The organism is Intrasporangium calvum DSM 43043, assembly GCF_000184685.1.
Classification (GTDB): Bacteria; Actinomycetota; Actinomycetes; order Actinomycetales; family Dermatophilaceae; genus Intrasporangium; species Intrasporangium calvum.
Window position 1 is genome coordinate 500,253 of record NC_014830.1, and the last position, 20,875, is coordinate 521,127.

Consider the following 20,875-nt stretch of genomic DNA (forward strand, 5'->3'; position numbering starts at 1 on the left):
CTGCCCCCTCGGAGGCACCCGCTCATGGTCGGCTGGGCCCCTGTGGGTTGGAGGTAGGGATGGTCAGAACGGTCGGTGTCGAGGAGGAGATGCTCCTCGTCGACGTGCGCAACGGTCGGCCCAAGTCGGTGTCCGGACAGCTCGTCCTGCGTGCCGCCATGCAGCAGCAGGCCGTCGCCGGCCTCGGGGTCCATGGCGCCCTCGAGGGCGAGTTCCAGCAGCAGATGATCGAGACGCACACCGCCCCCGTCGAGTCCCTCGAGGACCTCGAGCGCGAAGTCCGGCACTGGCGGACCGAGGCGAACTCCGCTGCCCGGCAGGTCGGTTCGAGCGTCGCAGCGCTCGCGACCTCACCGCTGCCGGTGACTCCGATCCCGGTCGAGTCGACCCGCTACGCGTGGATGCACGATCGCTACCAGATCGTCGCCAAGCAGCATCTCACCTGCGGGCTGCACGTCCATGTCGCCATCGGGTCCGACGAGGAGGGCGTCGGTGTCCTCGACCGGATCCGCGTGTGGCTGCCCGTGCTCCTCGCGCTCAGCGGGAACTCGCCGTTCTGGAACGGCGAGGCGACCGGGTTCGCGAGCTGGCGCTCGCAGTCGTTCGGCCGGTGGCCCTCGAACGGTCCCACCGAGATCTTCGGCTCCGCCGCGGCCTACCACCGGATGGTGCGCGACATGACGATGTCCTCGGTCATCCTCGACGAGGGCATGGTCTACTTCGACGCCCGCCTGAGCCAGCACTACCCGACCGTCGAGATCCGGGTGGCCGACGTGTGCCTCCGGGCCAGTGACGCCGTCCTCCTCGCGGCGCTCTGCCGGGGCCTCGTCGAGACGGCGGCGCGCGACTGGGCCCGTTCGGTCCCGGTCCCCGACGTGCCCACGACGATGGTGCGCCTCGCCACCTGGCAGGCCGCGCGGGAGGGGACCGAGGGACGTCTGCTCGACCCGTTCACCTCCCGGCCGCGGCTCGCGTGGGACGTCGTCGACCGGCTGGTCGAGTACGTCGCACCCGCCCTGTCCGAGGCGGGGGACGTCGAGCTGGTCAAGGAGGGTCTCGAGCGGATCCGCACCCGTGGCAACGGTGCCCAGCTGCAGACCCGCACCATGGAGCGGACCGGCCAGCTCATCGACGTCGTCGCGCACGCGGTCCGGGTCACCGCCGGCCAGGAGGAGGACGACTGAGCATGCCTGCCGGTCCGCCGCGACCGTTGCCAGCTCGCGAGAACCTCGCCGGCCGGCCCCTCGACTGGCCGCCGGACTGGACCCCTGGCGGCGCTGCCGGCTCAGGCGGCTCAGGCGGCTCAGGCGGGCCGGTGCCCGTGGCGGTCGCGACCGCGCACCCGTCGTCGGTCCTGCGCTCGCGGCAGCGTGAGGTGGACCGAGCGCAGCTCGTGGACGACCTCGGTGTGGCCAGGACCCTGCTCGACCAGGGCTGACCTCGGGAGGAGCGGGCCGGCACCCTCGCGCGGACCGAGCCCAGCGGCATACCCCTTCACGGGAGGGTCATCCGTCGCGCTCCCACGGGGGCTCGTCGTCCCACTTGGCGTAGTACTTCGCGAGGTGGCTGCGCACGCGGTCGCGGTCCTTGTCGGGGAGGTCCACTCCTCCGCGCGAGCCCTGCATGACGGCTGCCGCAGCCATGACTCCCCGCGGCACCGCCTTGAGCCGACCGTCGACGACATCCGCGATGAGCAGCTTGTACGCGGTGAAGTTGTTCTTGTTCTCGGCGTCGTACCAGACGTGGGCGTCCCGGTACTTCTCGTTGGGTCCGTCCTCGGCCCCCGCCCACTCGCGCACCCGGCGCTCGGCAGCGTCGCCGTCCCACTCACGGTCCCGGTCGGCCAACGGCAGGTCCTGGAAGCTCGTCACGCTCACGACGACTCCTCTCGTCAACGTCCTGGGGCTCGTGCCCCTCGTGCGGCGCCTACCCCAACCGGTCTCGCGCAAACCCCTCTCAAATCGGGCCTTTCCGGCGTGGACTTCGTTTTCGGGGGGTGCCGACGGCGCAAAGTGTTCGTTCTCGTGGTGGTCCCGCCCGGAGCGGCACCGCCAAGGTTGAAGGGACTTCACGAGCGGTTCAACCACGAGCTGACTCCGTCACCCGCAGAAGCAGGAGATGAGTCATGTCACGCATGAAGTCCGTTTCCCCCACCAGCACGCCCACCCCGATCAGCCGCCGTCGCGGCCGATTCGTCGAGAGGGACCGGAAGGCGGAGGAGCTGCTCCTCGAGCTCTCGCGTACAACGAACTGCGCGGAGCGCGAAAGGCTCACCGACGAGATCGTCCGGCTCCACCTCGACCTCTGTGATGGCGTGGCTGCCCGCTACGCCGGGCGCAGCATCCCGACCGAGGACCTCGTCCAGGTCGCGCGGCTCGCGCTCCTCGTCGCGATCAAGCGGTACCAGCCGGGCCCCGGCTCGTCGTTCATCGGCTACGCCCTCCCGACCATCTCGGGCGAGCTGAAGCGGCACTTCCGGGACCACGGGTGGATGGTCCGCCCGCCCCGGCGGCTCCAGGAGCTCGGCCCTGTCCTCCGCCTCGCCCGCGAGCACTGGGAGCAGGAGCACGGCACCTCGCCGACCACGCAGGACCTCGCCGAGGAGGTCGGCGTCGACCCGGAGCAGGTCTCCGAGTGCCTGTCCGCGGAGCACAGCTACCACCCGCTGTCGCTCGACCTCACCTTCGGAGACGACGAGTCCCGCTCCCTTGCGGAGAGCCTCGCCGAGCCGCAGGACGAGCTCGAGTCGGCGGCGGACCGGGTCTCGCTCGGGACCGCGCTGAGCAGCCTGTCGCAGAAGGACCGTGAGCTGCTCCAGATGCGGTTCGTCGACGGGATGACGCAGAAGGAGATCGGCCTCGCGCTCGGCGTCAGCCAGATGCAGGTCTCTCGCCTCGTCCGGGCCGTCCTCGACAGGCTGCGCACCCAGATGGGCGTCACGGTCGACGACGACCGCAGCGCCACCGCCGCCTGACCGCAGGCCTCGACCCGGTTTCCCCCAACCGGTCGAGGAAGCGGGTGAACGCGCCGACCACGGTCGGCGCGTTCACCCTTTCCGGGGCGGGGGTTGGGTCGGTGATGTGACCTGCGCCCCAAGAGGCGGCGGCCCAGGGTGCAATCAGGAGGAGAAGTGGTATATGGTCGGATGGTCGGCGGCCCGGAGACGGGCGCGGACGGGTCAAACCATGGCCCTCGGACACGACAGCCTCGGAGTTGATCATGTCCCTATCGACCAGCACCACCAGCAGCATCCACCACGTCACCCTCACGGCGACGGACCCGACTGCGATCGAGCGGATCTGCGCGGAGGAGCTCGGCGTTCCGCTTCGCCTCGTCGGCTGCCCGGACGGGCCCTATGTGGCGCTGGCCCACACCGACGCAGGGCGGTTCTCCATCGACGTCCTGTCCGGCGCGGGCCTCTCGGCAGAGCTCCGTCCGCGCGATGACGCCGGCCCGACCGGGACCGACTCGACCGGCTCGTCCGAGTCGGCGCTCTTCCTGACCGGCGAGCGGGGCCAGATCCGCCTCGACGCGGCCGGCAGCGTCGAGCAGGTCGGCCCCGGCCAGTCCGTGTGCCTGGCCCGCGCGGCCGAGACCAGTCGAGTTGACTGGACCGGCGACGCGCCACGTGCCCACTGCGTCCGACTCGACCTGGCGCTGATCCGCGACATCGCGGCGGCCACCACCGGCGTGACCGACGTGGTCTTCACCGGGAGCCGGCCCGTGAGCCGGGCCGCCGAGCTGCACTGGCAGGAGACGGTCACCCACGTGGCCCGCACCCTGTCCGGCGTCCCCGGCGTGCCGGTCACGCCGCTCGTCGTCGGCGAGGCGGCCCGGTTCCTCGCCGCAGTCGCGCTCGCGACCTTCCCGAACACGACGATGGAGTCGGTGCGGCGCGACACCGACGCCGCCCCGCAACCCGTGACCGACCTGCCGATCACGGCCGAGACGGTGCGCGACGCGATCGCCTTCATCGAGGAGCGCGCTCACGACGACCTCACCGTCGCCGACGTCGCTGCCGCGGCGGGAGTCACGGCAAGGGCCGTCCAGCTCGCCTTCCGCCGCCACCTCGACACGACGCCGATGGCCTACCTGCGCAGGGTCCGGCTGGCGCGGGTGCACGACGAGCTCGCGCACGCCGAGCCCGACGCCGGCGTGACCGTCACCGAGGTCGCCTCGAAGTGGGGCTTCAGCGGGTCGAGCCGGTTCACGGCGTACTACCGGGACGCCTTCGGCGAGGTCCCCAGCCAGACGCTCGCCAGCTGACCCCGGTCACCCACACACGTCGAGTGTGCCCGGTCACCCACACACGTCGAGTGTGCCCGGCCACCCACACACGTCGAGTGTGCCCGGCCACCCGCACACGTCGAGTGTGCAGTTCCGGCCGGTTGCGTCAGGGACTGATGACGCACCCTGCGCCCCGCAGTGCCCGGCTCCACGCACGCAGCCGGGTGACTGACTGCCGGTAGGTGCGTCATCAGTCCCCATGCGCGCCGGGACGAACTCGTCGCACGACGCGATCGGGCCCTAGGTTGGCCGGATGGACCTGGAGTTCAGCGGCGAGATCGTCTGGTGGCGAGGGCCCGCGCCGTACCACTTCGTCCGCGTTCCGGACGGGGAGTCGGCCCAGATCGAGGCCGTCAAGCACCTCGTCACCTACGGCTGGGGGGTCATCCCGGTGACGGCGGTCGTGGGCGACACCGAGTTCACCACGTCGCTCTTCCCCAAGGACGGAGCCTTCCTCGTCCCGCTCAAGGACGGCGTCCGTCAGGCCGAGTCCCTCGAGCTGGGCGAGGTCGTCTCGATTCGGCTCATCCTCGATGTCTGAGTAGGGCGGGCCTGACGCCTTCGCCTACACCGGCGAACCCGCACCTGCGCAGCCGTCCCGGTACACCCTCGATCGACCGGTCGTGTCAGTCGCTCACTGTGGGGGCGTTGCGGGCGGTGGGGGCTGCGGGGAACCGCGCCCGGGCTCCTCGGTGCTGCGCCAGGTCGTGATCGCCGACCAGGCGACGGCCGCGAACGGCACGGCGAGGATGGCCCCGATGATGCCCGCGGAGATCGTCCCGGCCGAGAGGGCGAGCAGCACGGCGAGGGGGTGCAGCGACACGGCCTTGCCCAAGACGTAGGGGGACAGGACGTCGCCCTCCAGCTGGTTGACGACGATGACCACCGCCACGAGGACGAGGGCAGCGACGACACCGTTGCTGACCAGCGCGATGAGCGCCGCGAGCGCGCCGGCGGCCGTCGCGCCGAGGAGCGGGATGAACGCGCCGATGAAGACGACGATGGCGATCGGGAGGGCCAACGGCACGCCGAGGATCGCCACGGCGGCGCCGATCAACGTCGCCTCGACGAGCGCGATGAGGGCGGTGCCTCGGACGTAGCCGCCCAAGGTGGACACGGCCTCCGCGGCGACCCGGTCGAAGCGTGGCGAGTGCCGGTCGGGCAGCAGCTCGCTGCGCAGGAAGGTCCAGATGCGGTCCCCGTCCTTGAGGAGGAAGTAGAGCAGGACGAGCCCGAGGAAGATGCCCGCGAGGATCTCGACGACCAGGGTGGCTCCGGTGATGACGCCCTGGCCCTGGGGCCCGGCCAGGAACTCCGCGGCCTGCGCCCACAGGTCCTCGATCTCCCTTCGGTCGAGCCCGAGCGGTGACTCCGCGAGGAACCGCTCGAGCTCCTTGACCCCTTCGCCGGCGCCCGCCGCGAGCTCACCCCACTGGTCCTGGGCGGCGCGCGCAACGAGCCACCCCAGCCCGCCGAGGACCGCGAACGCGGCGAGCAGCGTGACCCACACCGAGGGCGCGCGCGGCAGGCCACGGCGGTTCAGCCAGGTGACGAGCGGGCTCGCCGCGGCGGCGATGAGGACGGCGATGAGCAGGGGCACGACGACGAGGCGCAGCTGGACCCCCACCCACACGACGATGACGAGGAGCGTGAGCACGGCGAGGACCTGGAGGCTGCGGATGGCGGCTCGTCCCAGCCGGTCCTGCCAGGGTCCGCTCGCTGCCGCAGGCGGCTGCGGTGGGTTCATGACGGGAACTCTCCCACACCGCTAGCCGTCGACGAGCAGTCCGCGGAGCGGGCCCTGGAGACGGTCGGCCCGGCGTGAGACGTGCTCGAGGAGCCGCAGCCGGTGGGTCGGCGGCAGGCCGTCGCGACGGCGACGGGCCTGTTCCTCCGCGATGGGACGCCAGACCGCGTCGATGACGGTGTGCGGGTCGCCGTCGATGGCCTCGACCGGCCGCTCGGTGTGCTCCGCCCAGAGCCGCAGGCGGGTCCTGCGGGCGAGGTCGGGGTCGCAGGTGAGGACGTTCATCTCCGTGTCGTTGAAGAGGGAGTGCTCGTTGAGGTTGGCCGACCCGACCGTGAGCCACCGGTCGTCGACGATGCCGACCTTGGCGTGCACGTACACCGGTGCCGACGTCCCGCCGTCGTGGGCCGAGATCGTCGTCGCGAGCAGGCGGTGGGACCCGCCGTCGGCCTCGAGCAGCCGGCCGAGCTGGCCGCGCGTCGTGTCCGCGCCGTTGTTGGGTCGGGCCGGCAGCAGGAGCAGCACGCGGAACTCGTCGCGCGGGGGACTGGCCAGCCGCTCGCAGAGGATGTCGACGACCTCCGGGGACCAGAGGAACTGGTTCTCGAGGTAGATGAAGCGCTCGGCCGCCCTGAGAGCGCGCAGGTAGGCGGCGAGGATGCTGAACTCCCCCCGCGGGGCGAAGGTGTAGATCCGCTCCGGAACGGTCCGGAGCACCTGGACCTCGACGTCCCCGGCGTGCTGCGGTCCGATCGTCGCCGCCGGCTGCCGCTGCGGCTGGGGGTCCTGCTCAGACCCGGGCTCGGCCACGTGGTCCGACGTCACCTCGTTCCAGCGCTGGACGAAGTGGCGGGCCACGTCGGCCACCGCGGGGCCCTCGAGGCGGACGGCCACGTCGTGCCAGCCGAGCGGGTGCTTCGGTGGGTGGCGGTCCTCGTCGTGCCGGTCGCCCTGGAGGGCGGTCAGGTCGATGCCGCCGACGAAGGCGACCCTGCCGTCCACGACCACGGTCTTCTCGTGGTGGCAGTGGAGGGTCCGCTCCCGCCGGTCGAGGGCGCACTGCACCCGGCTGCCCTGGGTGAAGCCGTCGCGTGCCGCCCTGGCCATCCGGCGGGTCGGCTCGAACGCGGGCAGGGGCGGACCGGCCCAGAGGAGCAGTCGCACGGGGACGTGCTCGGCCACCTCCGCGAGCAGGTCGCGCAGGGCGATCGACCCGGGCCCGCGAGAGAGCTGGAAGTCGGGCGACGAGTGCCAGCCGGCGATGTGGACGTACTCGCGGGCCCCGCGCACCGCCTCCTCCATGGCCGGCAACGCGGCAGCACCGTCGATGAGCACGTCGACCCGGTTCCCCGGGCGAACCGGGACGCCGGGCGCCCACCATCCCGTCCCAGCCGTGGCGGTGAGCGCCTCGGACCAGCCGAGGCCGGCCAACCTCCGCACGTGGTGCCGGCGCAGGACCGCCTCGAGGGCATCCCCCACCTTCGCGTCCAGCCGAGCCACCCGGGATGCGAGATCCATACGTGCATCGTCGCGCACCGTGGCGCGGAAGCGCGAGGAGCCGTGACCTTCGCGTCGATGCTCCCTTCATGGGGTATGCCGCTGAGCTGGCTCCGCGCCCATCGTTCCTTGGGCGCGGGCGAGCCCAGCGGCATACGGCATCGTCGTGGGAACCGGTCACGAATCGAGAAGCAGCCGACCCCGACGGGCTCCTAGCGTGGCGGACATGACCCCCATCGACGTGGCTGCGCTCGACGTGGCCGACCGGCGCCATGTGCAACCCGCTGTGGCGTGAGGCGATGGCCCAGGCGCTTCACGCCGCTGAAGACCGCGCGCTGACCGGCCTAGAGCTTGGTCATCTTGCGGAAGGGGGTGGTGACCCGGATCGTCCGGCCACTGAAGTCCACGGTGGCGCCGCTGGCGTCGATCCCCACGACTCGACCCACCCCGTAGGAGTCGTGTGAGACCCGGTCGCCCACCGTGAAGTCCTCGACTTCCGGCTCGACGTGCGGCTTGAAGGGACTGCTGGCGGGACGCGGACGCGGGTGTGCAGATGAGGTTGCCATTGCCCCCAGTATGCGCGCACGAGGCCGCTCGAGCCACCGCCGCCCACGGGGGACGAGCATCACATGGCTCGGGTTGGGCGAGGCCAACCCCAGGAGCTGGGACCGCTTGGCCGGCTTGGGCCGGAGGCTCCGCCCTCGACGCGCTCGGCCAGGAGCGTGACCGCCGCGGGCGGCGCAGTGCATCGGCAGCCCTCGTCTTGGCGTTGAACACTCCCTTCAAGGCCTTGTCGGCGCCCGACGCGTCCGGTGGCAGCAGACCAACTTGACGGGCGAAAGCCATCTGGTCGAAGACGACGGTGTTCGTCAGCGCCCGGCCGTCGCGAAGCACGAAGGGTTCACACCCGTCGATCTCGAGGTCCCTCCCGGTCCCGGCTGACGTCGGGGAAGCGCTCCACCGTCTCCTCCGTCAGGCACGGCGAAGGCCCTTCACCCGGACTGGGTAAAGGGCCTTTGACCTGCTGAAACGTGAGTCGGGGTGACAGGATTTGAACCTGCGACCTCTTCGTCCCGAACGAAGCGCGCTACCAAGCTGCGCCACACCCCGTCTTGCATCTGCCGGCGGCAACACGCTTGCGGCGCGTGCCTGAGGCAGCAAGGAGAGACTTTAGCGCAGCACCCCAGCGAACTCCGAATCGGCCGTGGACCGGACGCGGGTTGACGTCAGATCGGCAACCCCGTGGTTACCGATGTGACGTCAACCGAATCCGGAGGTGGCCCGAAGTCATCCCGGAGCTACCCTCGCGCCACCAGGGTGAGGAGGACGGCCTCGGGTCGGCAGGCGAGCCGCACGGGCGCGGTGGGCGACGTTCCGAGGCCGGCGCACACCTCGAGCCACGCTGCACCATCCGGTGCCGCGGACGACGGCTGGTGTGCGGCCCCCGGCCACCACCGCGACACCCCCTTCACCCGGGACGTGTCGAGATCGCAGTTGGTGACGAGCGCGCCGTAACCGGGCACGCACACCTGCCCCCCGTGGGTGTGACCGGCGATGACGAGGCCGGCGCCGTCCTCGACGAACGCGTCGAGCACCCGCTGGTAGGGCGCGTGCGTCACGCCGATCGTCAGCTCCGCCGAGGGATGTGGTGGCCGCCGCACCAGGTCGAGGCGGTCGTAGCCGAGGTGGGGGTCGTCCACGCCGACGAAGTCGAACCGCCGCCCTCGGATGACGAGCTTGTCGTGCCGGTTCGTCAGGTCGACCCAGCCACGTGACGTGAAGCCGTGCACGAGGTCGGACGTGGGCAGCCGCGACGTGTCGCCGGTGCCCTTGGCGTGGTGGCGGGTCAGGTAGCGGAACGGGTTCTTCACCTTCGGCGCGAAGTAGTCGTTGGACCCGAGGACGAAGACGCCGGGCCGGTCGAGCAGCGACCCGAACGCGTCGAGCACGGCCGGCACGGCGTCGTGGGCCGCGATGTTGTCGCCGGTGTTGACGATGAGGTCGGGGTCGAGCGACTCGAGGTGGCGCAGCCACTGCGCCTTGCGACCCTGGCGTGGGACGAGGTGGATGTCCGAGAGGTGCAGCACCCGCAACGGCTCGGCCCCCTGAGGGAGGACCGGCAGCTCGAACCGCCTGAGCACGAAGGCGTTGCGCTCGACGAGCGACGCCCACGCGAGGACGCCGGCGCCCGCAGCGCCGACGCCGAGGACGGTCTTGGTCAGGGCGCGCATGTCGCCCATCCTCGCATCCGCGGTGGCGCGAAAAGCAATTCCGGCTCGTCGGGTGCGACCTGAGAGACTGGGCCGCATGAGCACTCTCAAGGACCAGCTGAAGGCGGACCTCACGGCGGCGATGCGATCCCGCGACCAGGTGCGGGCCGGCACGATCCGCATGGCCCTGACCGCGGTCACGACCGAGGAGGTCGCGGGGACGCAGCACCGCGAGCTGACCGATGACGACGTCCTCAAGGTGCTCGCCAAGGAAGCGAAGAAGCGTCGAGAGGCCGCGGAGGCCTACACGACCGCCGGCCGCACCGAGCTGGCCGACACGGAGCAGGCTGAGCTCGCCGTCCTCGAGGGCTACCTGCCGAAGCAGCTCGACGAGTCCGAGCTCGAGGCGATCGTCCGGGAGGCCGTGGCCGGATCCGGTGCGAGCGGCATGCAGCAGATGGGCCTGGCGATGAAGGCCGCCAACGCCGCCGTCGCGGGACGAGCCGAGGGTGGCCGGGTCGCTGCGATCGTCCGCAGGGTGCTCGCCGGCTGAGCTCATGAGGAGGGCCCCGACACGCTCGTGTCGGGGCCCTCCTCATCGGCCGTATGCCGCTGGGCTCGCGCCCGCGTCAGCCTGCCCTCAGGCGCTGGGCTGGTCCGCGGTCGCCGTGGAGTTGGGCTTGGGGGGCGGTGGCTTCGTCGGCTTCTGGTCGGGGGGCGGCTCGATCGTGATGGTCGGCTTCGGATCGGGCTTGCCCTTGTTCGTCGGCTGGCTCGGGCCCTCGGACGTGTAGATCGTGACGACGCTGCCCTGGGGTGCCCGGGCGAACGGTGACGTGCCGGCGACGAGGCCCTTGGGGATGCTCGACCCCATCGAGCCGCCGACGTCGACGGTGAAAGCCGGCCTCCTCGAGGATCTTCGTGGCGTCGGCGACGGTCCGACCGGTGACGCTCGGGATGTCGACGAGCTCGCCGTTGAGGACCTTGTCCGACGGCTCCTTGAACCTCAGGACCGGCTCGCCCTCGAGGGCCCGGTTCATGATGCCCTTCCAGATCGGCGCCGCGATCGACGCACCGTGCATGACGGGGTAGAACTGCCCGCCGACCCGCACGTTCTTCATGAGGCGCTTGTTGCCGTCGTCGGGGGTGCCGACCCAGACGGACGTGACGAGGTTCGGCGTGTAGCCGACGAACCACGACTCGTTGTTCTTGTCGGACGTACCCGTCTTGCCGGCCGACTCTCGCCCGTCGAGCTGGTTGCGCACGCCCGAGCCGTTGGTCATGTTGTACTCGAGGAACTTGTCGGTCCCGCGGACGTAGTCGGCCTTCGCGACCTGGTCGCACTTGGTCTTCGGCGCCGCGAGGGTCTTGGAGCCCTGCGTCACCTTGGTGACGACGACCATCGAGCACTTCTTGCCGTCCGCAGCGAGGGTGGCGTAGGCGTGGGCCACGCCCTGGGGCGAGACCTCGGCAGCGCCCAGGATATAGGCCGGCGCGTACTTCGGCACGGGCTGGCCGCTCGCCGTGCGCAGGCCGAGGCGGTTCATCGTGTCCCACACCTTGCAGCCGCCGAGCTGCTGGGCGAGGGCCACGAACGCGGTGTTGGTGGACAGCGCGGTCGCCTTCATCAGGGAGATCGACCCGCCTTTGAACGGGGTGTCGTTGAGGACCTTCCACTCGGTCCCGGGCCCGCAGCCCTTTGCGAACTCGCTCGGCTGGTAGGTGGCCGGCTTGTCGCCCGCGGCCTTGGCCTTGACGCTGGCCTTGGTGCTCATCCCGGACTCCATCGCGGTCAGCAGGGAGAACGCCTTGGCCGTGGAGCCGAACTGGAAGCCCCCGGACCCGCCCCACCGCTTGTCGAGTGCCCACGACACGCCGGTCTTCCCGCGGCTCTGCTTGCCCACGGTGTACTTCGTGTTCTGGGCGAAGGCGAGGACGCGGCCCGTGCCGGGCTCGGTGACGTACGCCGCCGCGCCGACACCGGACGGGTCACCGATGGGGACCTTGCGGGTGACCTCCTCCTGGACGATCCTCTGGATCTTCGGGTCGAGGGTCGTCTGCACCGTGATGCCGCCGGTGCGGAGCAGCCGCCGCCGCGCCTCGACCGTCTTGCCGAGCTCCGGCATGGTCTCGACGTAGTTGATGACGAACTCGCACCAGTAGGGGTACGGCGAGGCGAGGCAGGTGCTCTTCGGCTGCGAGACCTTGAGGTCCTGCTTGAGCGTGCGCTTCTTGGCGTCGGTCCACTCCTTGTCGGAGATCCTGCCGAGCTCGTGCATCCGGTCGAGGACGACGTTGCGCCGCGCGAGGGCGCGCTCCGGGTAGTTCACCGGGTCGGTCGTGCCGGGGTTCTGCGTCAGACCCGCGAGGAGTGCCGCCTGCGACAGGCTGAGCTTGCTGGCCGGGATCGAGAAGTAGTGGCGGGAGGCGGCCTCGACGCCGTAGGCCTGGTCGCCGTAGTAGACGAGGTTGAGGTAGCCCTGGAGGATCTCGTCCTTCGTCATCTTCTTCTCGAGGGTGATGGCGTACTTCAGCTCCTTGAGCTTGCGCATGTAGTCCTTGCGGACCGCGGCCTGCGCCGCCGCCTTGTCGCCCTGGTTGAGCGCGGAGTACTGGAGCGAGATCTTGACGTACTGCTGCGTCAGGGAGGATGCGCCGGAGGTGGTCTGACCGGTGCGGAGGTTGGCGATCGCAGCCCGGACGACACCCTGCAGGTCGAAGCCGCCGTGATCGTAGAAGCGGTGGTCCTCGATCGCGACCTGCGCCTCGCGCATGATCGGTGCGACGTTCTTCAGCGGCACGATGATGCGGTTCTGTTCCGCCGGGGTCGCGATGACCCTCCCGTCCGCGGCGAGGATGCGCGACTGTTGGCTCAGCGGGTCGGTCTTGAACTCGCCCGGCAGCTCGTTGAAGATGTCGACGCCGCTGCGAGCGATGGCGCCGGTCGCACCGACCGCAGGCATGAAGAGACCGGCCGCGAGGAGGCCGAGCACCAGGGCTGCCGCGAGGAACGCGCCGAGCAGGCTGATGACGCCGCCGATGGACGTGGTGCGGGAGGACGACATGGGGCCAAGGGTAACCGCTGGCCCTGTGGTATCAGGCGCCGCCGCCGGCGACTCTGAGGTGCGTCCCGGTTGATCACTGCTGGTCAGCGGTGGTCTGGCGGTGACTAGTCACCGACCGGCACAAATGATGCATTCGGCCTATGTCCCCGTTCGGGGCATCGCTCGTAATGTCTCATTTGGGCCGAAGGGGGCTCGGTCAGGACCGGTGGGACGGTCTTGGTCCACCCCGGTGTCGTGGGAGGTGCCGGGCGGGGAGGGGTAGAACAGAATGAGTGTCGCCACCATTTCGACAACATGGTTCGACGAGTGGGCCAGCCAGGCGGCGTGTACGGGTAAGGACCCGGATGCGCTCTTCGTCCGAGGCAAGGCCCAGCACGAGGCGAAAGCGGTCTGCAAGACCTGCCCCGTGCTGGCGCAGTGCCTCGCTGAGGCTCTCGACAACCGGACCGAGTTCGGCGTCTGGGGTGGGATGACCGAGCGCGAGCGGCGCGCACTGCTCCGCAAGCGGCCGGACATCACATCGTGGAAGCTCGCACTGCGGGCCGGCATGGAAGCCCAGGCGAAGTCCGCCTGAGCGGCAACGGCAGGACCGGTCAGCCGGTCCCGCCACGGCAACACCACAGAGAAGACCACTTGCTGGGTCGTGAGGCGGGGCTCACGGCCCAGCAAGCGCGTTCCCGATCTCTCGGAGACTCTCCAGGTCGTGGACGTCCCGGTTCAGCGCCGGGATCTGGCGGACGGGCACGTCCGGGTGCGAGCGGGAGAACCGTTCGGCCAGCTCGCGTTGGCGCTGCGCGATGGTGACCACGGCAGCGTGCAGGCGCAGCAGCCCCGCCGCGTTCTCGGCCGACTTCGGCCCACCGCGGTCCTCGAGCGCCTCGGCGACGGACAGCGCGCGGGAGGGCGTCAGCGCCCCAGCCGACACCCGACCCATGCGGTTGACGACGAGCCCGCTCAGCGGCATACGGTCCGCTTGGAGCCGGTCGACGAAATAGGACGCCTCGCGGAGGGCGTCTCGCTCGGGGGCGGCGACGACGAGGAACGACGTGCCCGCGCGGGACAGCAGCCGGTAGGTCTCGTCGGCGCGCTCGCGGAAGCCGCCGAACATCGTGTCGAGCGCCGCGACGAACGTCTGGACGTCGGTGAGGAACTGTCCACCGAGGATCTTCGTCATGGTGCTGCTCACGAGCTGCACGCCGAGGCCGAAGACCTTCACCCCGGCGCGGCCGCTCGCCTTGGCCGGGGCGCTGAGCAGCCGGATGAACCGTCCGTCGAGGAAGCTGCCGAGCCGGTTCGGGGCGTCGAGGAAGTCGAGGGCCGAGCGGGACGGCGGGGTGTCGACGATGATGAGGTCCCACCCGTCCGGGGAGGAGCCGGCCGCGGCCTTGAGCTGGCCGAGCTTCTCCATCGCCATGTACTCCTGCGTGCCGGCGAACGACGAGCTGACCGCCTGGTAGAACGGGTTGGCGAGGATCTGCTCGGCCTTGCCGGGGTCGGCGTGAGCGAGGACCACCTCGTCGAAGGTCCGCTTCATGTCGAGCATCATCGCGTCGAGGCTGCCGCCCGCGGACGCGTCGAAGCCGACGACGGGCCGCGGCGTGTTGTCCAGCTCGCTCAGCCCCAGGGCCTGGGCGAGCCGGCGCGCGGGGTCGATCGTCAGCACGACGACCCGCCGCCCGGCCTCCGCGGCCCGCAGCCCAAGTGCGGCCGCGGTCGTCGTCTTGCCGACCCCACCGGCACCGCAGCAGACGACGACCTCGACCGACCGGTCGGCGATCATCGCGTCGATGTCGAGTCGCGGGGCGGCCTGGGCAGCCCGGACGTGTGCCGGCGAGTGGGCGGGCGGGTGGGCCGGGGTGTGCGGGGTCTGGGTCATCGCGCCAGTCCCACCTCCTCGAGCTCGTCGAGCAGGATGTCGGCGAGCTCGCGGACCGAGCCGGAGTCGACGCCCTCGGGCAGCGCCGGGAGGATCACCAGCGGGAGGCCGGTCTCCTCGAGGAGCGCGAGCTGCTCGGTCTCGAGGTCGACCCGGTGCGCGTGGTCGTAGGCCTCCTCGAGCAGCCCGTCGACGAGCTCGGGGGTGGCCGTGACTCCGGCGTCGGCGAGCTGGCTGCTGATGGACGGCTTGTGCAGCCTTCCGGTGCGGGCCTGCTCGAGCGCCACGTCGTCGAGGAGGGGGTCGCGGACCATGTTGACGAAGATGAGACCGACGCGCAGGTCCTTGGACCGCAGCTCCCGGACCGCCTCGAGGGTCTCCTGCACCGGCATCTCCTCGAGCAGGGTGACGATGTGCACGAGGGTCTGCTCGCTCTCGAGCAGGTCGGTGATCGACTCGGCCTGGCTGTGGATCGGGCCGACGCGGGCGAGGTCGGCGACCTCCGAGTTGACGCTGAGGAAGCGTCCGATGCGTCCCGTGGGCGGGGCGTCCATGACGATCGCGTCGTATGCCGCTGGGCTCGCTCCTCGGTGCCGGCCGTCCCTCCGGCGTCGGTTGGCTTCGTAGAGCCTGCCGATGAGCAGGACGTCCCGGACGCCGGGTGCGATGGTCGTGGCGAAGTCGATGGCCCCGAACTTCTCGAGGAGCTTGCCGGCGCGGCCGAGCTTGTAGAACAGCTGGAGGTACTCGAGGAGCGCCGCCTTGGCGTCGACGGAGAGGCCGAGGATCTCGCCGCCGGACCTGGTCCGGGCGATCCGCGTCTCGTCGGTGCCCAGCGGTGGGACGTCGAAGGTCTGGCTGATCCCCTGACGCCCCTCGACCTCGGCGAGCAGGACGCGTCTGGGGGTGCCGGACCCGGAGGCGAGGGCCAGCGCGAGGGCCGAGGCGGCGGTCGTCTTGCCGGTGCCGCCCTTGCCGGTGACGACGTGCAGGCGGGCGCGCTGCCACTCGGGCGCGCCGATCGCGTGGGCATCCGTCACACGGGCACTCTACGGCGCGCCCCGTGCCATCACGGGTTGATGCCACATCGGGAACCCCGGGGTTGCCGTTCTGGCATCAACCCGTTGTCCCCATCCTCTGGGCCTCGGTGCTGATGTCCACTGCGCTGCGTCGACGGGTGGCTCTGAGCCCCCGCCGCCCCGAGAGTGCCGTGGTGGACGAGAGAGTGGTGCTCGACAAGGCGCAGGGGGTCGCTGCCGACCGGGGCGGCGTGGCCTCGCGTGCCCTGCTGGCCGACGTCGGGGTGCACCGGCACCACATCCGCCAGGAGGTGCTCCGAGGGCGCTGGGCGCTGCACGGCCGGCACACCGTCGCTGTCCACACCCGCGTGCTGACGCAGGAGGAGCTGTTCTGGCGAGCCGTTTGGGAGGTCAGCGCATCCGCTGCGGTCCTCGACGGGGTCAGTGCGTTGATCGCTGCGGGGCTCAGGGGGTTCGACGAGGAAGCGGTGCACGTGTCGGTGGTGCACAACCGGCGCTCAGCGAAGGCGCCTGGCGTGCGGGTGCACCACCTCCCGCGGCGGTGCTCGGACGAAGTGATCGGTGCGGGTGTGCCGCGCGTGCGGCCGGCCCTGGCAGCCGTCAGGGCCGCCCACTGGGCCGTCTCTGATCGCCAAGCTGCCCTCATCCTCGCCATGACGGTGCAGCAGCGGTTGTGCTCGTCCGCCCAGCTGCTGGCTGCTGTCGAGGTGATCCGGGGCCGTCGCCGGCGCGCCCTGGTCAAGGGTGTGGTCCTGGACGTCGCGGGAGGCGCCCAGTCCCTCGGTGAGCTGGACCTCGCCGGGATGTGCCGTCGACACGGCCTCCCGGAGCCCGATCGACAGGTGATCCGAGAGGATCCGACGGGGCGCCGCTACCTCGACTGCCGCTGGAGATGCGGGCTCGTCGCCGAGATCGACGGTGCGGGTCACCGTTGGGGTCTGGCCGTCACCGACGACAACCTGCGCCTCAACGAGGTCGTCGTCGGTGGCGAGCAGGTGTTGCGCTTCGACACCCTCGGGTTGCGGCTTCGAGAGGGACAGTTCATGACGCAGCTCCGCGCTGGGCTGCACGCGCTCGGGGAGCCGGGTGTCGAGGCCCCCTCGGGTTGATGCCACAACGGGAACCCCGGGGTCACCGCTGTGGCATCAAACCAGACCGTCCAGGGTGACCAGGATGTGCGGCCAGGCCGGGCTCTGCGGGTCGCTGAGGCTGTAGTGGCCGGCGCCGGGGACCACGTGGAGCGTCACGTCGGCCCCGAGACGTCGCGCCTCGCGGACGTAGGCGTCGGTCACGGACACCGGCACCTCGTGGTCGAGCTCACCGTGCACGAGCCGGACCGGGACGCGGGGCGGCAGGCCCCGCACCGGATCCGCTGCCCGCCACGCCGCGGGCGCCGAGTCCGGACTGCCGAGGAAGTCCCGCACCCTGATGTCGTCGAAGGTCCCCGGCCAGCCACCGCCCGGTATCCCCGCCCGGCGGTACTCGGCGACCGCCACGTGCCAGCCGGCCGCGGCCAGCCCCGCAGCCTGCGCCGCCGCGTGCGTCGGTCGTACGCCGCCCGCCAGAACCCGCCGTGCACGACCAGCACCGTCCCGCGAGGGGCGCCGGGACCGCTCGGTCCGGCAGGGCGGGAGGAGGGGAACCGCACGTCATAGACCTGGGCGGGCTCAGCGGCATACGGCCTGGTGTCGTCCGGTGGGGGTGCCGCCCTCGCGAGGACGCCCTCGTCGTGCGGGTCCATGCCGTCATCGTGCCGGCGACCGCATGGGTAGGGTGACGAGCATGACCACGTGGGAGTACCTGACCGCCCCTCTGCTGATCCACAACACGAAGCAGATCCTCGACAACTTCGGCGCCGACGGGTGGGAGCTCGTCCAGGTCGTCCCCGGCCCGGACGGGACCAGCCTCGTCGCCTACTTCAAGCGCCCGAAGGGAGCCTGAGCATGGCCACCGTGGAGGAGCGCCTCGCCGAGCTCGGACTCACCGTGCCCGAGGTCGTCCCGCCGGTCGCCGCCTATGTGCCGGCGCTGCGCAACGGGAACCTCGTCTTCACCTCCGGGCAGCTGCCGATGAAGGACGGCGCGATGTCGGCCACCGGCAAGGTCGGGTCCGCTGACGGTCCCGATGCCGACGCCGCGAAGGAGCTCGCCGCCCTGTGCGCGCTCAACGCCATCGCCGCGATCAAGTCCGTCGTCGGCGACCTCGAGAAGGTCACCCAGGTGGTCAAGGTCGTCGGCTTCGTCGCGAGCGACCCGTCGTTCACCGGGCAGCCGGGTGTCATCAACGGCGCGAGCGAGCTGCTCGGCACCGCGTTCGGCGATCGGGGCAAGCACGCCCGCAGCGCCGTCGGTGTCGCCGCCCTCCCGCTCGACGCGGCGGTCGAGGTCGAGGTCGTCGTCGCCGTCGCGGACTGAGGTCATGACGCCGCCCCGGGACTTCCCCCTGACGCAGGTCCGCGGCCTGGGCGACGTCGCCCTGCGCTGGCTTCGCGGCGAGCGGTGGGACGAGGCGGCCCCGCGGCAGGCGAGCACCGTCATGCTCGTGCGTGACGGTGAGCGGGGCACCGAGGTGTTCATGCTCAAGCGGGTGTCGCAGATGGCGTTCGCGCCGAGCATGCACGTCTTCCCGGGCGGTGGCGTCGACCCGCGCGACGGGGACGCCGGGCTGCCGTGGGCCGGTCCATCGCCGGCCGAGTGGGCGAGCCGTCTGAGGTGCACCGCGGCCGAGGCGCAGATGTTCGTCGCCGCCGCGGTCCGGGAGGTCTTCGAGGAGGTCGGCGTCCTCCTGGCCGGGCCGTCTCCGAGCAGTCCCCTCGTCGACCCCCACGACGGGAGCTGGGCGGGGGTGCGCGACAGGCTGGTCTCGCGTGACCTCTCGCTGGCCGGGGTGCTGCGAGAGCGTGACCTCGTGCTCCGCTCGGACCTCATCGTCGCGAAGGCGCACTGGCTGACCCCGGCGTTCGAGCCGCGGCGGTTCGACACGTGGTTCTTCGCCGCGGTGATGCCGGAGCACCAGGTCGCCGACGGTGAGACGAGCGAGGCCGAGACCGCGGAGTGGGTCGTCCCCCAGGAGCTTCTCGAGGCGTATGCCGCTGGGCTCGCCTCCCTGCTCCCGCCGACGGTCATGTGCGTGGAGGAGATCGCAGACGCGCCCAGTGCGGTGGCGTTCGTCCGGCACAGCGACGACCTCCCGCTCATCATGCCGGTGGTCGTCGACACGCCCGAGGGGCCGGCGATGCGGATCGACGTCTGACCGGACAGGCGGCGACCGGGACGAGGGGTGACGAGGGGTGACGAGGGGTGACGAGGGGTGACGAGGGGTGACGAGGGGTGGCGGCGTGAAGGGTGCTGACGCGGATCCGGCGTGGGCCGGTGGACCGATGACCGCTCGGGCGGCGTGCGTGCTCTGCCCGAACCCGTCGCCGATGACCCTGGATGGGACGAACACGTGGGTCGTCGCGGAGCCGGGGTCCACCGAGGCGGTCGTCATCGACCCGGGGCCACTTGACGAGGGGCACCTGGCCCGGGTCGTCTCCGAGGTCGAGCAGGCGGACCGGCGGGTGGTGCTGACGTTGCTGACGCACGGGCACCTCGACCACGCGGAGTCGGCCGAACGGTTCCACGAGCTGACCGGTGCGCCCGTGCGGGCGTTCGGCCGCGGCCACGACGACGTGGCGCCGGGCGAGGTGATCCGTGTCGGGGGCCTCGAGATCGTCGCCGTCGCGACACCCGGGCACACGAGCGACTCCTACTCCTACCTCCTGCCCGCTGAAACGGCCCTGCTCACCGGCGACACGATCCTGGGCCGGGGCACGACCGTGGTCGCGTGGCCAGACGGCCACCTCGAGTCCTACCTCGAGTCCCTGCACCGGATCGAGGCGATGACCCGCACCGGCGACGTGGCCCGCATCCTGCCCGGGCACGGCCCCTACGTCGCCGATGCCGCGGCGGCGACGACGTTCTACCTCGCGCACCGCGCCGAGCGCCTCAACCAGGTCCGCGCGGCGCTCGCGGCGGGGGACCGGACAGCCCGAGAGGTGGTCGAGCGCGTCTACGCCGACGTCCCCCGCAACGTGTGGGGCGCGGCCGAGATGTCCGTGCAGGCCCAGCTCGAGTACCTTCGCCGGCAGCCGAGCTGACCCCCTCCCCTGATCGAAAGAGCAGTTCGTCCGCGCCGGGGACGAAGTGCTCTTTCGATGGACTGAGGGACGAAGTGCTCTTTCGATGGCCTGCGGGAGGCGCTTTTGACTACTTGGCGCGGCGCCTGAGGCGCTCGACGTCCTGGAGCAGGACGGCCCGGGCCTCGAGGCGCAGCCAGCCGCGGGACTGGAAGTCGGCGAGCGCCTTGTTGACCGTCTCGCGGGAGGCGCCGACGAGCTGCGCGAGCTCTTCCTGAGTCAGGTCGTGCGCGACCAGGAGGCCGCCCTCGACGTGTCGGCCGAACCGCTCGGACAGGTCGATCAGGGCCTTGGCCACGCGGCCGGGCACGTCGGTGAAGACGAGGTCGGCGAGGTGGGCGTTGGTCCGCCGCAGGCGCTGGGCGAGGGCGGCGAGGAGCGACTTGGCGACCTCGGGCCGGCCGGTGAGCAGCCCCGTCAGGGAGTCGTTGCCGAGGCCGAGCAGCTGGGTCTCGGCAACCGCGGTGGCGGTCATCGTGCGAGGGCCCGGGTCGAAGAGGCTGAGCTCGCCGAACATCTCGCCGGGGCCGAGGATGGCGACGAGGTTCTCGCGGCCATCGGCGCTCGTGCGACCGAGCTTCACCTTGCCTTCGGCGATGACGTAGAGCGTGTCGCCGCGGTCTCCCTCGTGGAAGAGCACATCGCCGCGCTCCATGCGCGACAGCGTCATCTGCGACTGCAGGGCAGCCGCGGCCTCGTCGTCGAGTGCTTTGAACAGCGGAGCACGCCGCACCACATCTGGGTCCACGGGGGTCAGTCTGCCATGAGACGTATGCCGCTGGGCTCGCTCTCGCCGCCACGGCGAGTTTCGGCGGGGCCGGCGCCGTCGATGATGGGGCCGCGCAGGGAGCGCGAGGGCGGGAGGGCACCCGTGGAAGCGGCTGCGCGGGAGCCAGCTGCGCGGCATACAGTGTCGTCTGTGTCTGCCCGTGCCGTCGTGACCGCCGACGAGAGCCCTGTCGCACGGACCCGGCGC

General features: G+C 71.3%; 22 protein-coding genes and 1 tRNA gene. 12 read left to right on the forward strand and 11 right to left on the reverse strand.

What is annotated here, in order from left to right; genetic code table 11:
* Positions 1-59 precede the first annotated feature (59 nt).
* On the forward strand, positions 60-1,184 hold the full coding sequence (locus INTCA_RS02330; protein WP_013491326.1) for a carboxylate-amine ligase: 1,125 nt from the start codon (positions 60-62) through the stop codon (positions 1,182-1,184).
* Between the two features lie 2 nt (positions 1,185-1,186).
* Positions 1,187-1,438: a hypothetical protein gene (locus tag INTCA_RS02335; RefSeq protein WP_013491327.1), complete on the forward strand. Its 252-nt coding sequence runs from the start codon at positions 1,187-1,189 to the stop codon at positions 1,436-1,438.
* A gap of 67 nt (positions 1,439-1,505) precedes the next feature.
* Here the strand turns inward: INTCA_RS02335 and INTCA_RS02340 are convergent, their stop codons facing one another.
* Positions 1,506-1,877: a hypothetical protein gene (locus tag INTCA_RS02340; protein WP_013491328.1), complete on the reverse strand. Its 372-nt coding sequence runs from the start codon at positions 1,875-1,877 to the stop codon at positions 1,506-1,508.
* Positions 1,878-2,125: 248 nt separating this feature from the next.
* Between INTCA_RS02340 and INTCA_RS02345 the strand changes: the two genes are divergently transcribed.
* The 3 genes from INTCA_RS02345 (at position 2,126) to INTCA_RS02355 (ending at position 4,828) form a co-directional block, all read left to right on the forward strand.
* Positions 2,126-2,974 (forward strand): sigma-70 family RNA polymerase sigma factor, encoded by an 849-nt coding sequence (locus tag INTCA_RS02345; RefSeq protein WP_013491329.1) that lies wholly within the window; start codon positions 2,126-2,128, stop codon positions 2,972-2,974.
* Between the two features lie 245 nt (positions 2,975-3,219).
* Positions 3,220-4,266: a helix-turn-helix domain-containing protein gene (locus INTCA_RS20050; protein ID WP_013491330.1), complete on the forward strand. Its 1,047-nt coding sequence runs from the start codon at positions 3,220-3,222 to the stop codon at positions 4,264-4,266.
* 274 nt (positions 4,267-4,540) lie between these two features.
* Positions 4,541-4,828: a DUF1905 domain-containing protein gene (locus tag INTCA_RS02355; RefSeq protein WP_013491331.1), complete on the forward strand. Its 288-nt coding sequence runs from the start codon at positions 4,541-4,543 to the stop codon at positions 4,826-4,828.
* A gap of 93 nt (positions 4,829-4,921) precedes the next feature.
* Here the strand turns inward: INTCA_RS02355 and INTCA_RS02360 are convergent, their stop codons facing one another.
* The 5 genes from INTCA_RS02360 to INTCA_RS02380 all read right to left on the reverse strand — a co-directional run bounded on the left by INTCA_RS02360 (position 4,922) and on the right by INTCA_RS02380 (position 9,762).
* Complete coding sequence (locus INTCA_RS02360) at positions 4,922-6,034, reverse strand: AI-2E family transporter (protein ID WP_013491332.1); 1,113 nt, start codon at positions 6,032-6,034, stop codon at positions 4,922-4,924.
* 21 nt (positions 6,035-6,055) lie between these two features.
* Positions 6,056-7,552 (reverse strand): phospholipase D-like domain-containing protein, encoded by a 1,497-nt coding sequence (locus INTCA_RS02365; RefSeq protein WP_013491333.1) that lies wholly within the window; start codon positions 7,550-7,552, stop codon positions 6,056-6,058.
* Between the two features lie 323 nt (positions 7,553-7,875).
* The gene (locus tag INTCA_RS19385; protein WP_041307169.1) at positions 7,876-8,097 is read right to left on the reverse strand and encodes a CarD family transcriptional regulator; all 222 of its coding nucleotides are present in this window, start codon (positions 8,095-8,097) and stop codon (positions 7,876-7,878) included.
* Positions 8,098-8,567: 470 nt separating this feature from the next.
* A tRNA-Pro gene (locus INTCA_RS02375) sits at positions 8,568-8,641 on the reverse strand.
* A 188-nt stretch (positions 8,642-8,829) separates the two neighbouring features.
* The gene (locus INTCA_RS02380) at positions 8,830-9,762 is read right to left on the reverse strand and encodes a metallophosphoesterase (protein ID WP_013491335.1); all 933 of its coding nucleotides are present in this window, start codon (positions 9,760-9,762) and stop codon (positions 8,830-8,832) included.
* Between the two features lie 76 nt (positions 9,763-9,838).
* Here INTCA_RS02380 and INTCA_RS02385 point away from each other — a divergent pair, with 76 nt between their 5' ends.
* Entirely contained in the window at positions 9,839-10,294 is a 456-nt protein-coding gene (locus INTCA_RS02385) for a GatB/YqeY domain-containing protein (protein ID WP_013491336.1), read from the forward strand.
* A 76-nt stretch (positions 10,295-10,370) separates the two neighbouring features.
* Here INTCA_RS02385 and INTCA_RS02390 read toward each other — a convergent pair whose 3' ends face one another.
* Positions 10,371-12,806, reverse strand: coding sequence for a transglycosylase domain-containing protein (locus tag INTCA_RS02390; protein ID WP_013491337.1), 2,436 nt, complete (start codon positions 12,804-12,806; stop codon positions 10,371-10,373).
* Positions 12,807-13,074: 268 nt separating this feature from the next.
* On the opposite strand from INTCA_RS02390, the gene INTCA_RS02395 reads away from it, so the two are divergent.
* Entirely contained in the window at positions 13,075-13,380 is a 306-nt protein-coding gene (locus tag INTCA_RS02395; protein WP_013491338.1) for a WhiB family transcriptional regulator, read from the forward strand.
* Between the two features lie 81 nt (positions 13,381-13,461).
* Here the strand turns inward: INTCA_RS02395 and bagB are convergent, their stop codons facing one another.
* Together bagB and bagA are read right to left on the reverse strand one after the other, a co-directional pair.
* Entirely contained in the window at positions 13,462-14,682 is a 1,221-nt protein-coding gene (bagB, locus tag INTCA_RS02400) for an ArsA family ATPase (RefSeq protein WP_013491339.1), read from the reverse strand.
* On the reverse strand, positions 14,679-15,722 hold the full coding sequence (bagA, locus tag INTCA_RS02405) for an ATPase BagA (protein ID WP_013491340.1): 1,044 nt from the start codon (positions 15,720-15,722) through the stop codon (positions 14,679-14,681). The genes bagB and bagA overlap by 4 nt, the downstream gene beginning before the upstream one ends.
* Positions 15,723-15,895: 173 nt before the next feature.
* On the opposite strand from bagA, the gene INTCA_RS02410 reads away from it, so the two are divergent.
* The gene (locus INTCA_RS02410; protein WP_041308267.1) at positions 15,896-16,831 is read left to right on the forward strand and encodes a hypothetical protein; all 936 of its coding nucleotides are present in this window, start codon (positions 15,896-15,898) and stop codon (positions 16,829-16,831) included.
* Between the two features lie 36 nt (positions 16,832-16,867).
* On the opposite strand, the gene INTCA_RS20055 is transcribed toward INTCA_RS02410, so the two are convergent.
* Entirely contained in the window at positions 16,868-17,218 is a 351-nt protein-coding gene (locus tag INTCA_RS20055; RefSeq protein ID WP_013491342.1) for an alpha/beta hydrolase family protein, read from the reverse strand.
* Positions 17,219-17,504: 286 nt separating this feature from the next.
* Between INTCA_RS20055 and sp36 the strand changes: the two genes are divergently transcribed.
* The 4 genes from sp36 (at position 17,505) to INTCA_RS02430 (ending at position 19,860) form a co-directional block, all read left to right on the forward strand.
* Positions 17,505-17,663, forward strand: a complete 159-nt coding sequence (sp36, locus tag INTCA_RS19390; protein ID WP_013491343.1) for a Sp36 family protein — start codon at positions 17,505-17,507, stop codon at positions 17,661-17,663.
* A 2-nt stretch (positions 17,664-17,665) separates the two neighbouring features.
* Positions 17,666-18,136, forward strand: coding sequence for a RidA family protein (locus INTCA_RS02420; RefSeq protein ID WP_013491344.1), 471 nt, complete (start codon positions 17,666-17,668; stop codon positions 18,134-18,136).
* Positions 18,137-18,140: 4 nt separating this feature from the next.
* Positions 18,141-18,974, forward strand: a complete 834-nt coding sequence (locus tag INTCA_RS19395) for an NUDIX hydrolase (RefSeq protein ID WP_013491345.1) — start codon at positions 18,141-18,143, stop codon at positions 18,972-18,974.
* 127 nt (positions 18,975-19,101) lie between these two features.
* Positions 19,102-19,860: an MBL fold metallo-hydrolase gene (locus tag INTCA_RS02430; RefSeq protein ID WP_013491346.1), complete on the forward strand. Its 759-nt coding sequence runs from the start codon at positions 19,102-19,104 to the stop codon at positions 19,858-19,860.
* Positions 19,861-19,969: 109 nt separating this feature from the next.
* Here the strand turns inward: INTCA_RS02430 and INTCA_RS02435 are convergent, their stop codons facing one another.
* A complete protein-coding gene (locus INTCA_RS02435) occupies positions 19,970-20,647 on the reverse strand; it encodes a Crp/Fnr family transcriptional regulator (RefSeq protein ID WP_041307175.1) in 678 nt (225 codons plus the stop codon).
* Positions 20,648-20,875 lie beyond the last annotated feature (228 nt).

Bases quoted from the DNA above. Each gene is read 5' to 3' on its own strand.
- INTCA_RS02330 (WP_013491326.1), top strand. From the start codon at position 60: ATGGTCAGAACGGTCGGTGTCGAGGAGGAGATGCTCCTCGTCGACGTG.
- INTCA_RS02335 (WP_013491327.1), top strand. From the start codon at position 1,187: ATGCCTGCCGGTCCGCCGCGACCGTTGCCAGCTCGCGAGAACCTCGCC.
- INTCA_RS02345 (WP_013491329.1), top strand. From the start codon at position 2,126: ATGTCACGCATGAAGTCCGTTTCCCCCACCAGCACGCCCACCCCGATC.
- INTCA_RS20050 (WP_013491330.1), top strand. From the start codon at position 3,220: ATGTCCCTATCGACCAGCACCACCAGCAGCATCCACCACGTCACCCTC.
- INTCA_RS02355 (WP_013491331.1), top strand. From the start codon at position 4,541: ATGGACCTGGAGTTCAGCGGCGAGATCGTCTGGTGGCGAGGGCCCGCG.
- INTCA_RS02360 (WP_013491332.1), bottom strand. From the start codon at position 6,034: ATGAACCCACCGCAGCCGCCTGCGGCAGCGAGCGGACCCTGGCAGGAC.
- INTCA_RS02365 (WP_013491333.1), bottom strand. From the start codon at position 7,552: ATGGATCTCGCATCCCGGGTGGCTCGGCTGGACGCGAAGGTGGGGGAT.
- INTCA_RS19385 (WP_041307169.1), bottom strand. From the start codon at position 8,097: ATGGCAACCTCATCTGCACACCCGCGTCCGCGTCCCGCCAGCAGTCCC.
- INTCA_RS02380 (WP_013491335.1), bottom strand. From the start codon at position 9,762: ATGCGCGCCCTGACCAAGACCGTCCTCGGCGTCGGCGCTGCGGGCGCC.
- INTCA_RS02385 (WP_013491336.1), top strand. From the start codon at position 9,839: ATGAGCACTCTCAAGGACCAGCTGAAGGCGGACCTCACGGCGGCGATG.
- INTCA_RS02390 (WP_013491337.1), bottom strand. From the start codon at position 12,806: ATGTCGTCCTCCCGCACCACGTCCATCGGCGGCGTCATCAGCCTGCTC.
- INTCA_RS02395 (WP_013491338.1), top strand. From the start codon at position 13,075: ATGAGTGTCGCCACCATTTCGACAACATGGTTCGACGAGTGGGCCAGC.
- bagB (WP_013491339.1), bottom strand. From the start codon at position 14,682: ATGACCCAGACCCCGCACACCCCGGCCCACCCGCCCGCCCACTCGCCG.
- sp36 (WP_013491343.1), top strand. From the start codon at position 17,505: ATGACCACGTGGGAGTACCTGACCGCCCCTCTGCTGATCCACAACACG.
- INTCA_RS02420 (WP_013491344.1), top strand. From the start codon at position 17,666: ATGGCCACCGTGGAGGAGCGCCTCGCCGAGCTCGGACTCACCGTGCCC.
- INTCA_RS19395 (WP_013491345.1), top strand. From the start codon at position 18,141: ATGACGCCGCCCCGGGACTTCCCCCTGACGCAGGTCCGCGGCCTGGGC.
- INTCA_RS02430 (WP_013491346.1), top strand. From the start codon at position 19,102: ATGACCGCTCGGGCGGCGTGCGTGCTCTGCCCGAACCCGTCGCCGATG.